The organism is Arcticibacterium sp. GJ41-1 (genome assembly GCF_055808875.1).
Map to the genome: position 1 here is coordinate 49,429 of NZ_CM147888.1, position 12,496 is coordinate 61,924.

At 38.5% G+C, this 12,496-nt stretch carries 9 protein-coding genes; 5 read left to right on the forward strand and 4 right to left on the reverse strand.

Translation table 11 applies throughout. The features are described 5' to 3' along the window. The first annotated feature begins 13 nt into the window (after window positions 1-13). Window positions 14-1,465, forward strand: coding sequence for a UDP-N-acetylmuramoyl-L-alanyl-D-glutamate--2,6-diaminopimelate ligase (locus AC0L6O_RS00190; protein ID WP_473305431.1), 1,452 nt, complete (start codon window positions 14-16; stop codon window positions 1,463-1,465). On the opposite strand, the gene AC0L6O_RS00195 is transcribed toward AC0L6O_RS00190, so the two are convergent. Both AC0L6O_RS00195 and AC0L6O_RS00200 read right to left on the reverse strand, forming a co-directional pair. Further along, on the reverse strand, window positions 1,462-3,687 hold the full coding sequence (locus AC0L6O_RS00195) for an FUSC family protein (protein ID WP_473305433.1): 2,226 nt from the start codon (window positions 3,685-3,687) through the stop codon (window positions 1,462-1,464). The two genes, AC0L6O_RS00190 and AC0L6O_RS00195, sit on opposite strands and share 4 nt — an antisense overlap. Window positions 3,688-3,711: 24 nt before the next feature. Beyond that, complete coding sequence (locus tag AC0L6O_RS00200; protein ID WP_473305435.1) at window positions 3,712-5,484, reverse strand: MutS-related protein; 1,773 nt, start codon at window positions 5,482-5,484, stop codon at window positions 3,712-3,714. A 52-nt stretch (window positions 5,485-5,536) separates the two neighbouring features. Here AC0L6O_RS00200 and recG point away from each other — a divergent pair, with 52 nt between their 5' ends. The 4 genes from recG to AC0L6O_RS00220 all read left to right on the forward strand — a co-directional run bounded on the left by recG (window position 5,537) and on the right by AC0L6O_RS00220 (window position 10,262). Continuing rightward, window positions 5,537-7,630: an ATP-dependent DNA helicase RecG gene (gene recG / locus AC0L6O_RS00205; protein ID WP_473305437.1), complete on the forward strand. Its 2,094-nt coding sequence runs from the start codon at window positions 5,537-5,539 to the stop codon at window positions 7,628-7,630. A gap of 188 nt (window positions 7,631-7,818) precedes the next feature. Then, on the forward strand, window positions 7,819-9,684 hold the full coding sequence (locus tag AC0L6O_RS00210) for a carbamoyltransferase family protein (protein WP_473308486.1): 1,866 nt from the start codon (window positions 7,819-7,821) through the stop codon (window positions 9,682-9,684). 64 nt (window positions 9,685-9,748) lie between these two features. Continuing rightward, entirely contained in the window at window positions 9,749-9,898 is a 150-nt protein-coding gene (locus AC0L6O_RS00215) for a DUF5989 family protein (RefSeq protein ID WP_473305439.1), read from the forward strand. A 1-nt stretch (window position 9,899) separates the two neighbouring features. Further along, window positions 9,900-10,262 carry an SxtJ family membrane protein gene (locus AC0L6O_RS00220; protein WP_473305441.1) on the forward strand — a complete coding sequence of 121 codons (363 nt, stop codon included), beginning with the start codon at window positions 9,900-9,902 and terminating at the stop codon, window positions 10,260-10,262. A gap of 65 nt (window positions 10,263-10,327) precedes the next feature. Here AC0L6O_RS00220 and xylA read toward each other — a convergent pair whose 3' ends face one another. Together xylA and AC0L6O_RS00230 are read right to left on the reverse strand one after the other, a co-directional pair. Beyond that, window positions 10,328-11,668, reverse strand: a complete 1,341-nt coding sequence (xylA, locus tag AC0L6O_RS00225; RefSeq protein ID WP_473305443.1) for a xylose isomerase — start codon at window positions 11,666-11,668, stop codon at window positions 10,328-10,330. Between the two features lie 80 nt (window positions 11,669-11,748). Beyond that, a complete protein-coding gene (locus AC0L6O_RS00230) occupies window positions 11,749-12,462 on the reverse strand; it encodes an MIP/aquaporin family protein (protein ID WP_473305445.1) in 714 nt (237 codons plus the stop codon). Between the last annotated feature and the right edge of the window lie 34 nt (window positions 12,463-12,496).

Below are 12,496 nucleotides of genomic sequence, written 5' to 3' on the forward strand. Positions count from 1 at the left end.
TTCATCATAAGACATGCTTTTAAGCGATATCCTTTATAAAATATCTCTACTTACGGTTTCTGGTAAAACAGATTTAGAAATAGGCAACATCCAGTTTGATAGCCGAAAAGTAGACGCCAATTCTTTGTTTATTGCCATTCCTGGTACTCAGGTTGATGGGCATGATTTTATTCAAAAAGCAATAGAACTTGGTGCCAAGGCTATTATGTGTGAAATTTTACCAGAAAAGCTTTCTGATAAAGTCACTTATCTAAAGGTTGAAAACTCTGCTAATTCTATGGGGCTAGCGGCCTCAAATTTTCACGGCAATCCTTCGTCAAAGGTTAAACTAGTAGGCATTACAGGAACAAATGGCAAAACTTCTGTGGCAACGTTACTCTTTGACTTGTTCAGAAAACTGGGTTACACTTGCGGTTTGTTGTCCACCGTTCAAAATCAAATAGAGGACGAGATAATTCCATCGACTCATACCACACCAGACTCTGTAAAAATTAATGAGCTTCTAGCTTCCATGCATAAAAAGGGCTGCACGTATGTCTTTATGGAGGTAAGTTCGCATGCTGTGGTTATGGAAAGAATAGCTGGATTGACATTTTCAGGAGGTGTCTTTACCAATATCACGCAAGACCACTTAGATTTTCACGAAACTTTCAAAAATTACATTGATGCCAAAAAAGGTTTCTTTGACAGGCTTCCTAAATCTGCTTTCGCACTCACCAATGCCGACGACAAAAACGGTAAAGTGATGCTTCAAAATAGCGAAGCAACAAAAAGTGCTTACACCTTAAGAGGTGTTGGCACATTTAAAGGAAAGGTTTTAGACTGCGGTCTTTATGGTTTAAACATGACCATTAACGAGCAAGAGGTCTGGTTTAAACTTATTGGAAGATTCAACGCCTATAATTTATTGGCCGTTTACGGAACAGCCATTCTGCTTGGAGAAGAATCTGAAGCTATTTTGACCGAACTCTCTCAACTAACTCCGCCCGCAGGAAGGTTTGAACAAATTCATTCCTCTGACCACAAAGTAGGCATAGTAGATTATGCACATACGCCTGACGCTCTTAAAAATGTTTTAGAAACCATTAATGACCTGAAGGAAGGAAATCAGCAGGTTATTTGCGTGGTAGGTTGCGGCGGAAACCGTGACAAAGGAAAAAGACCTTTGATGGCTAAAATAGCCTGTGAACTTGCCGATAAAGTAATTCTAACTGCCGACAATCCAAGAAACGAAGAGCCTGAAGACATATTAAAAGACATGCAAGAAGGCGTAAGCATCACCAAAAGGAAAAAGGTTTTATCAATTTTAGACCGCAGAGAGGCTATTAAAACTGCCGTGATGTTATCAAACGATGGAGACATCATTTTAGTGGCTGGTAAAGGCCACGAAAACTATCAAGACATCAACGGCGTAAAAAGCCACTTTGACGACAAAGAAGAGCTAGTAAGAGCTTTTATGAGCTAGTTTAGCCCGGGTACCGTCTGCTTCATGCTATCAGAAATACTGTGAAGCCACTTTAAATGGTCTTTCATTAGTTTTCCTTCCTGAAGCTTATTTCTCATATCTTGACTCATGGGCACAAAACCCTTTTCCAGCTCCATATCTCTTTCTTTGGAGAGCTCGCTGTATTTATTATCCAGCACCTCTGTAGCTTCAGATAGCTCATCAATATCTACCTCTTTGCTTTGTTCTTCTCCTTTTAAGGTCTTGAGTGCCGCTTCCAAGTTTTCAAAAATATGCCGCATAACCGTTTCATACTCCTTTGACGCTACCGTAGTTTCATGGTTTTGAATGTATGTACCTAGTGCCGCTAAAGCTGTCAAAAAAGTTTGATTGAGAACCACATTGGCGTACACTTGTGCTTGATGCACTTGTCTAGATTTTGGGTCTTCTGTTTGCCTTTGAAAAGCCGCCATCAGGTTTCCACTTTCTAGAAATGCTTTTTTTCTAGCTAATCGATATACAGTATCTGGCGTTTCTTTAGAGTGATAAATTCTATCAATATTTTCCATGTAGGACATAGAAGCCTCTATCGCCTTTTGAATAGACGACTTGATACCGCCCTCTTCCCAAACCGGCCACAATAAATAAATGGCAAGAAAAGAAATAGTGGCCCCTATAAAAGTGTCAATAACTCGATATTGGACTATGTTCAAAGCATTTTCAACCAGAATAGCATAAAGTAGAATAACCGCAGCGGTTATGAATGTGGCAGCCACTCGATAGTTCTTTTGTAAAAACACAAAACCCACAAACAAAGCCGGTACGGCAAAACAACCGTAAACCGTTTTACTATCAAAAAGCAGAATAACCGCAACCGCTCCAGCGGCCCCCATCAGTGTACCCCAAACCCTACTTAAACCTCTTTTTTTGGTCAGACCAAAGTTTGGTCTAAGTATTACAGCCACCGTCAATAAAATCCAATAAGCATTTTGATGTTCAAAAACTTTACCAACAAATAATGCCACATACATGGCAATGGTAAGCCGCAAAGCATGCTTAAAAACAGAGGATTTAAGGTTTAAATTAGCCTTGAGTGTTTTTATATTATAATCTTGGGTCGTTATAAAAAGTTGACGGTCTTTTCTTCTCAGCAGACTATCTGAGCCTTCTAAAATATTTGCATAAACTCGTTTTGCTGAAAAAGTCTTCTCTTCTTTCCTTCGCTCATAATCCAATAAATTTCTGAGAATAAGAGCTCCTTCCCTAGCCTCTGGTAGGCCTATTATATTGACATAAGACTTAATACTGGCTTCACAAAATTCTTGGTTTTCGCTAGCTCTTTCTTCCAGTGGAAGCTTTTTATCAGTTCTAATGGCTTCTGCTAAAGCATATAAATGAACAATGGTGCTTGCCGCAAATGATTTAAAAGTTTGGGTTTTATCAAAATGGACACCCAGTGCTTCTTTATACTCCGTAGGGTCCGTATCCCTTGCTAATGCCAACTCATAAATGTCCAGCATTTCTAAAAAAATCAATAAATGCCTGCTTGTCTTATTTGACTCCCCTTCATCCATCCTTTTCTTAAAAAGAAGTTCTCTGAGCAACTCATGCTTTTCATTAAGACCAATCTGAAGTTTCAATAGTTTTTGTTCCTGCTCTAACCTATTATCTGGCTCATTCCAAAGCAACTGATATTTCACTTTAAGAAAATCTGCTGTCGACTCCACACACTCTGCTAATTTCTGAGCCGTGCTTTTATTTTCAAAAATCCAGTGCGAAAGGCTTGCCCAAAGCAAATACCAAATACCTCCACAAAATATAAGTCCAAGTTTTACACCTATTGACAAATCCGTTTTTAGCAGAGCAAAGCTCATAATCATAGCAAAATGACCAGAGAAAGCCACCATAGATGCTCTAAAACCATACACCGAAAGCATACTCACCCAAAATATGCAAACACCAAAAAAGATATAAAACAGCCATTCGGAAGCCACTCTAGTAAAGTGACATAAAACAGTAATCAATAAACTCAGGCCAAGAGCAAAAATTATCCCTAAAATGCGGTGCTTATTGCTACCATCCGTATTAGGTAAAAAGGTAAAAAACACGCCTAAAGCAAAGGCTAAGCCATAACCCATTTGGTCAAAATGAATCCCCAAATAAAGCGGAAGCACTAAGGCGAATGTAAGTACCGCCCCTTTCAGGTAGTCGAATTGATATATTTGGTTAATTAACTTTTGCACGTTTTTAAACAGTCTTCACCACTTTTAAACATCTAAACCTACACTCCTAAGTAACTCGGACGCATTAAAACTTTCACAAATGCCAGGTTTTAGCTTATAATCAAAAGTTAATTCACCGTCTTTAGCGTCGTACTCAAAGAAGTAGTTTTTGCTAGATTCTGGATATTTGTCAGCTATATCTGTCATTCTTAAATCATGTGTTGCCACTAAGGCATAAGAGTTCGATTTTATCACTCTTTCTAAAAAGGCAATTGAGCCTTTCAGTTTATCTTCTGAGTTCGTTCCTCTCAACATTTCATCTACCAGTAACAAAGCCTTTGGCTCAGTATCCATCGCCTCTAGCAAAATCTTGATTCGGTCAATTTCTGCTTTAAACGTTGATGAGTTTTGCTCCAAAGAATCCTTAATTCGCATATAAGCAAACAACTTAATTTCCGAGTTTAAGGCAAAACGCTCCGCAAAAACAGGAGCCCCTGCATAGGCAAGTAAAATATTTGAACCAAGAGTTCTTAAAAAGGTACTTTTCCCCGACATGTTTGAGCCGGTAATAAGGCTCAATCTATTCTGAGGACTTAAAACATAACTATTACTTACAGATTCGGGCATTAATGGATGCCCTATTTCTACTGCATTTACGCTTACACCCGCATCATCATTAAGCTCTGGAAAAGTCCAACCTGGTCTGTTAAAAGCCAAAGTTGCCACACTAGCAAACTGCTCAAAAGTGCCTAAGCACTCAAAGATTTCTTCAAAGAAACTAGGGTTCTCTTTAACCCATCCTCTAAGTTTCACCAGCTGTACCAAATCAAATGGAGAAAAAGCATAAAGAAAGAATGACGCAAACTGGTTGTTCTTCATATCAATTTTGGTTGATATCAACTGAAACTCTTCAATGGGGTTTTTACCATCAACTGGCAATAGACCTTGAGCATTTTTCAATAACTCCGTCTCCCAGTTTTCCTCCAAAACAAGTTGCGTGGCAGTTTTATACTTTGCCATGTCTCGGCTCAAACCCTTTATCTTATTGAAATATGGCTCCGTAACTTTTTTATTAATCCCTACCAAAGAGTAATTAAGTGCCAGCAATCCAAACAAAGCAATCATCCCATTGGTCACTCCATAGAAATAAAAGACTGCTGCCACACTACCCACAAAAAACCATTTAAGGAAAGTATAGTATTTAATCAATCCTTCTAGCTTAATGGCAGGAGGCTCTCCTAAGGTACTTAACTCCGTCACCGACGAACCACTTAATTCAAACAGGGAAGCCTGAAAGCTCTGACGCCAAATAGTTTTACCTAAAAGCTCTTTTGAAGCTGCTTGCCTTTTTTGAATAATTCCAGACTTATGCGTTTCTAAAAAAGCATTTGCCAATTTCTTTTGACCAAGCCTGGTTTTAGCCCTATTGGTCAAATGAAAAAGAGAAAAATTACCGAAAACATCTAAATCTGCGGTATAGTCATGTTTCTCATCATAGAAGTCCGCCCCTTCGGCATATTTATTTTTGCCTCCTGTGCATACTTCTAATTCATTTCTTAACACATCAATTAAAACTTTCTTTAATTCTACCTTCTCCTGAATACTTTCATGGTATCTCACCAAAAAGTAAAATCCAGCTAATATTCCTAAAATGGCTCCAAAAGCAATAATTGCTGAAGTTTTAAAAAGGAAATAAAGTAATACCGCTCCTGCAATGATGGCAAACAAGCGAATGTTGGACGTTGTGCTGCTTTTTTTCTCAAGTTCCGCTAAGCTAGCTTCTTCTTCTACTAAGCGTTCTTTGTAATATTTTGTCATGCTCTTTTTCATATTCTACGTGAAATTACCAAAGCCTTTCTATTTTTGTTCTATGCACTCCGTTTTAGACAAAAAAATTGACTTCCTCCCAGGTGTTGGTACCACAAGAGCCAGCCTTCTAAATACGGAGTTGGGAATATTCACTTATGCCGAACTTATAGAGCATTATCCCTTCCGATATGAGGACAGAAGCAAGTTCTATCAAATCTCTTCACTTTCTGAAGACCTTGACAATATTCAATTAAAAGGAAAAATAACGAGCGTAAGTAAAGCAGGAACTGGTCGTAAAGAACGCTTAGTAGCCAAATTTACCGACGGAACTGGCTCTGTAGACCTTATTTGGTTTCAAGGCATCAAATGGGTGGAGAAGAAATTAGTCACGGGAGCAGACTATATTCTTTATGGCAAACCTACCATATTTGGTCATTCTTTTAATTTTAGTCATCCAGAAATAACGGCTCTAACACCTGCCTTAGAAAAACCTACGGGTTTAAAACCTGTTTATTCTTTGACCGAAAAACTTCGGAAAAAATTTATTGACAGCAGGGTTATTGGTCAAATAACACAAAACGCACTTAGAGACATTGGGACGAACATCCCAGAGAACTTACCAGAAAGCTTATTGGTGAAATATAAGATGATACCGCGTTTTCAGGCTTATCAACTAATTCATCACCCAAAAAACTACTCCCACGTAAGGCACGCTCTAAGAAGATTAAAGTTTGAAGAGCTTTTTTACAATCAGCTTTCATTAATCAATCAAAAGCTACTTCGCAAGAACGAATTTGAAGGGCACCTCTTTACAAAAACAGAATTACTCACCAAGTTTTATACCGACCACCTTCCTTTTGAATTGACTAACGCTCAAAAGAAAGTTATTAAAGAAATTTTCTTCGACTTTAAATCTAAGATGCAAATGAACCGCCTTCTTCAAGGAGATGTGGGTTCCGGTAAAACCATCGTGAGTTTTATTTGTATGCTGATGGCTGTAGACTGTAATGCTCAGTGTTGCCTTATGGCTCCTACAGAAATTCTTGCCATTCAACATTATCATGGTTTAAAAGTTTTTGCTGAAGAAATAGGGCTAAAAATAGCCTTATTGACAGGTTCAACGAAGAAAAAAGAAAGAACGGTCATCCATGAAGGACTTCTAAATGGAAGCATAAATATTATCATTGGGACCCATGCTTTGATAGAAGACAAAGTGCAATTTCAAAACCTCGGCCTTTGCGTCATTGACGAACAACATCGTTTTGGCGTAGCTCAAAGGGCTAAACTTTGGAATAAGAATAAACGAATTCACCCACACATTTTGGTAATGACTGCTACCCCTATTCCAAGAACACTAGCCATGACACTTTATGGTGACTTGGATGTATCGGTAATTGACGAGCTTCCTGCAGGTAGAAAACCTATCAAAACTGTTCACCGCTATGATTCTAAAAGATTGGAGGTTTTTCAATTTATAAGGGAAGAGATACTGAAAGGAAGGCAAGTCTACATCGTTTACCCACTTATAGAAGAGTCGGAACAGATGGACTTTAAAAACCTGATGGATGGCTACGAAAGCATAGCAAGAGCTTTTCCTGATAATGCTTTGAGCATAGTTCATGGCAAAATGAAAGCCAAAGACAAGGACTATGAAATGCAGCGTTTTGTAAAAGGCGAAACCGACATCATGGTAGCCACCACTGTAATAGAAGTAGGAGTCAATGTACCCAATGCCAGCTTAATGATTATCGAGAACGCTGAACGTTTTGGACTAGCCCAATTACATCAATTAAGAGGACGAGTAGGCCGTGGAGCAGAACAATCTTACTGCATTTTAATGACCGACTTCAAACTCTCTAGAGAATCTAAAAAGCGAATAGAAACCATGGTAGAAACAAATGATGGTTTTAAAATATCGGAAGTTGACTTAGAACTTAGAGGGCCGGGAGACATGTCAGGCACGCAACAAAGTGGACTAGTTGACTTAAAAATTGCCAATTTAGCTACTGATGGAGCCATATTAAAGTTTGCTAGAGAATCTGCCCTTGAAATTCTAGACCAAGACCCAGAACTGGCACTGGAGCAGCACGCTATGATTAAGGCTTTCGTCGACAAAAGAAAAACTCCAAGACTTAACTGGAGTCGTATTAGTTAAATTCTATTATCTTCGTTTATCAGATTTTGAGATTAAGAGTGAAAATTAGACCCTATATTAACCGTCTAATTTGATAGAGATAGCCGAAAAATAAAAAACTAGATTTTTTAATATTAAGGCTAGGCAATCAACGTTCTAAACTCTCCTTATTTGCAATCAATTAATCGACTAATTTAAATTAGCCAATGTTGAAAATTTTAGGAGTGTCTGCTTATTACCATGATTCCGCAGCAGCTTTAATAGAAGATGGTGAAATAATCGCCGCAGCCCAAGAAGAAAGGTTTACAAGGAAAAAGCAGGATGCTAGCTTCCCGGAAAATGCTATTAAATACTGCCTTCAATATAGTGGGCTAGAGTTAAAAGACCTTGATGCCATTGTCTTTTATGATAAGCCTCTATTAAAAATGGAAAGGCTCTTAGAGACTTATTATGCCTTTTCTCCAAATGGACTTCGTTCTTTCTTAACTGCCATTCCTGTTTGGCTTAAAGAAAAGATGTTTTTGAAAAGAACATTAAAAAAAGGACTCTCTCAGATAGGCGAATATGATAGTTCAAAAGTAAAGTTTCTTTTCCCTGAACATCATTTATCACACGCAGCCAGTGCTTTTTATCCTTCCCCATATCAAGATGCCGCTATAATGACACTAGACGGAGTGGGTGAATGGGCTACAGCATCCATTGGTTATGGAAAAGGAAAGGAAATAGAGATTTTAAAAGAGTTAAAGTTTCCACATTCTATAGGTTTACTTTACTCCGCTTTTACATATTTCTTAGGCTTCAAGGTAAACTCAGGAGAATACAAACTTATGGGACTAGCCCCATATGGCCGTTCAAATTCAGAAGAAGTAAAACATTATAAAAAAACAATTACCTCAGAGTTAATTGAAATTTACGAAGATGGCTCCATCTGGCTTAATCAAAAGTACTTCAGTTATGCCACAGGACTCAGAATGGTTTATGATGACAAATGGGAGACACTCTTTGGCTTTCCTAAAAGGCCGGCCGAATCGAACCTAGAACAACATCACTGTGATTTAGCCATAGCTATTCAAGAAGTTACTGAAGAAATAGTTATCCTTATGGCTAAGGAGGCTCAAAAGCTCACAAAAAGCAAAAATCTGGTACTTGCTGGTGGTGTAGCACTCAATTGTGTAGTCAACGGTAAACTTCAAAATGCAGAGATATTTGAGAATGTTTATATACAACCTGCCGCTGGCGATGCCGGAGGTGCATTGGGAGCTGCATTAGCGGCACATCATCTCTTTTTTGAACAAGAAAGGCTTATTGATACCTCAAAGCTAGATGCCATGAAAGGCTCCTATCTGGGCCCTGAATATTCTGGTCTTGATATAGAATTGATGGCTAAGAAATTTAAAGCCAAATATCATTTCTCAGAAAATTTTGATGATATATCAAAGCAAGTAGCCAAACTAATAAGTGAAGGAAACATCATTGGTTGGTTTCAGGGCAAAATGGAGTTTGGACCTAGAGCTCTTGGTGGAAGAAGCATCCTTGCGGACCCAAGGAATCCGGAAATGCAAAAAAAGCTGAACCTAAAAATTAAATATAGAGAAGGCTTCAGGCCCTTTGCCCCCTCAGTATTAGCCGATGATGTGGAAGAATACTTTGAATGCAAATCTACCTCCCCTTACATGCTATTAGTGCATGGAGTCAAAGAAAGCCGAAGAAATCAAGTTCCAGAAAACTATGATGAACTGCCTTTAATGGAAAAACTTTACTTCCTAAGGTCAGACCTTCCATCGATAACACATATTGACTATTCTGCCAGAATTCAAACTGTCCATAAGGAGACCAACCCGAGGTATCATCAATTAATAACAGATTTCAAGGCAGAAACTGGTGTAGGAGTAGTGGTAAACACAAGTTTCAATGTTCGTGGTGAACCTATTGTTTGTACACCTTTAGACGCCTATAAATGCCTAATGAGAACAGAAATGGACTATCTTGTGATAGGAAATCATTTGTTTAGCAAAGCGGAACAACCAGAATGGCTTGAAAAAGATAATTGGCAAGAAGAATTTACTTTAGATTAAACTTTTACCCACCTCAAATGGGCAACTATAAAATCTTCTTTTTTGAGGAAAGAAGAACACAACCATGGAATTTTTAAAAGACTTACTCAATTTTCTAAAAGAAAGAAAAAAATGGTGGTTAGCACCTGTAATCTTGGTGTTACTCTTAATCGGTGTCCTGATTGTTATTGGCGGCGGTTCATCACTAGCTCCGTTTATTTATACGCTCTTTTAATATGGAAAAACAAAACAACTCGGAGATTATCCTTTCCATTGTAGTTGGCTTTCTAGCCCTCTTTTTCATCTTTGATATTCAAGGCTTATTATATGCCGCTGGAGTCATTGGACTTCTTGGCTTGCTCTCTTCTGCTTTTGCAAACTTAATAAGCAAGGCTTGGCTTAAGTTTGCCGAGGTACTTGGCCGAATCAATGGCTCTATCCTCCTTACTATAATTTTCTTTTTAGTATTGACCCCTGTGGCTCTACTTATGAAACTGTTTAATGGAGGTGGTTCGCTTAACCTTAAAAAGCCTTCAAAAACTACTTTTGCTGAAAGAAATCATCAATACAAGGCTGAAGACCTTAAAAACATCTGGTAAAAAAGAAAAAGAGGCTGTCTCACACTTTTGAGACAGCCTCTTTAAAATCTTATCCAAACGCAGTATCAAATGTACTGATTGATAATCATCTCATAGTACTCTTGCTTACCGCTAATTTGAGCTGGCTCGCCTACTTCATGAGCAATCTTAGCTAAATCTTCAAGGCTCAATTCACCTTTTTCAAACTTAGCCCCATTACCAGAATCAAAAGAAGCATATCTGTCTGCTCTTAATTTCTTGTAAGGAGATTTTGTCAAAATGTTGTCCGCAATCAAAAGAGCACGAGCAAAAACATCCATTCCACCAATGTGAGCAATGAAAATATCCTCTAAGTCTGTTGAGTTTCTTCTAGTCTTAGCATCAAAGTTAATTCCACCAGTAGTGAATCCTCCATTTTCTAAGATAACCAACATAGACTCCGTAACCTCATAAAGGTCCACTGGGAATTGGTCTGTGTCCCATCCGTTTTGGTAATCTCCCCGGTTAGCATCAATAGAACCCAACATGCCAGCATCAGCAGACATTTGTAATTCGTGAGCAAAAGTATGACCTGCCAATGTAGCGTGATTAACCTCCGCGTTTATAGCAAAATCTTTATCTAAACCTTGAGCTTTCAAAAAGCCAATTACAGTTTGAGCATCAAAATCATACTGGTGCTTAGATGGCTCAGCTGGCTTAGGCTCTATATAATATTTACCTGTAAAGCCTTGCTTTCTTCCGTATTCTGAAGCTGTTCTTAAAAACTGACCTAAGTGGTCTAACTCTCTTTTAGTATTAGTATTCAAAAGAGACATATATCCTTCTCTACCACCCCAAAAAGTATATCCAGTACCACCAAGCTCGATAGTAGCGTCAATACAAGTTTTTACTTGTAATCCAGAATGAGCTACAACCTCAAAATTAGGGTTAGTAGATGCACCATTCATGTATCTTGGGTTTGAGAAAAGGTTAGCAGTACCCCAAAGTAACTTTACACCAGAAGCAGCTTGTTTCTGCTTAGCGTATTGTACTATAGTGGCCATGTTGCTCTCATATTCTTTCAAAGAATTACCTTCTGGAGACATATCCACATCGTGGAAACACCACCAGCCAGCACCTAGCTTAGTAAAAAATTCAAAAGCCGCATCCATTTTTTCATGAGCAGCAGTCATTGCGTTAGCATTGCTATCCCATGGAAAAGCCTTTGTTCCAGGACCAAATGGGTCACCGCCAGTTCCGCAGAACGTATGCCAGTAAGCTACAGCAAACTTCAAGTGGTCACGCATGGTTTTACCAGCTACCACTCTATTTTCATCATAAAATTTAAAGGCCATCGGGTTATCCGATTCTTTTCCTTCAAACTTAATTGGCTCCTTTATAAAAGGAAAAAATTCTTTGTCACCTAGGGTCAGGTTCAAATGGCTCATTACAAATGTTTTTTAGTGTTATGAAATAATAAGTGTCAAATATACAATTAATAATTTATTCCTAAATAATATCAACCAATTTATAGTCCAAAAGCACATAAAAAATATGCCCCGATTATACAACCAATAATAGGACCGACTACCGGAATCCATGCGTAAGACCAGTTATTCCCACCTTTTCCTGCAATTGGAAGTACGGCATGGGCTATACGAGGTCCTAAATCTCTGGCTGGATTTATGGCATATCCTGTAGCTCCTCCTAAAGAAAGACCAATGCCCCAAACTAAAATCCCAACCAAAACTGGCTTCAGTCCAGAATCAGCTTCTGCGTAAATAGACATCACACCTACTATCAATACAAATGTGCCGATAACCTCACTCAAGATATTTCCTAAAGTATGTGGTACAGCTGGACCTGTACAAAAAATACCAAGTTTAGTTGCCTGGTCGTCCGTTTCTTTCCAGTGTGGTAAATACATCAGCCAAACCATAGTAGCACCCAAAAATGCACCAATGAACTGAGCAAGAATAAAAGAAGCCACATTAGCATACTCGCCAGCATGAACTGCTAAACCAATAGTTACAGCAGGGTTTAAGTGAGCACCTTCGCTGCCAAATTTTTGTGCCACAAAAACTGCAAGAGCAACGCCGAAACCCCAACCTGTAGCTGTCACAATCCAGCCTGAATTATTTCCATAAGTTTTTGCTAAAGAAGTATTAGCATTCACACCTCCGCCAAAAAGTATCAGCATAAATGTTCCGACTAACTCGCCGATAAAGTTGGTTGTCTCCATTTCAATTTTAAGTTTAGGGTTGTTATTCTTGGCA

Bases quoted from the DNA above. Each gene is read 5' to 3' on its own strand.
- AC0L6O_RS00190 (WP_473305431.1), top strand. From the start codon at position 14: ATGCTTTTAAGCGATATCCTTTATAAAATATCTCTACTTACGGTTTCT.
- AC0L6O_RS00200 (WP_473305435.1), bottom strand. From the start codon at position 5,484: ATGACAAAATATTACAAAGAACGCTTAGTAGAAGAAGAAGCTAGCTTA.
- recG (WP_473305437.1), top strand. From the start codon at position 5,537: ATGCACTCCGTTTTAGACAAAAAAATTGACTTCCTCCCAGGTGTTGGT.
- AC0L6O_RS00215 (WP_473305439.1), top strand. From the start codon at position 9,749: ATGGAATTTTTAAAAGACTTACTCAATTTTCTAAAAGAAAGAAAAAAA.
- AC0L6O_RS00220 (WP_473305441.1), top strand. From the start codon at position 9,900: ATGGAAAAACAAAACAACTCGGAGATTATCCTTTCCATTGTAGTTGGC.
- xylA (WP_473305443.1), bottom strand. From the start codon at position 11,668: ATGAGCCATTTGAACCTGACCCTAGGTGACAAAGAATTTTTTCCTTTT.
- AC0L6O_RS00230 (WP_473305445.1), bottom strand. From the start codon at position 12,462: ATGGAGACAACCAACTTTATCGGCGAGTTAGTCGGAACATTTATGCTG.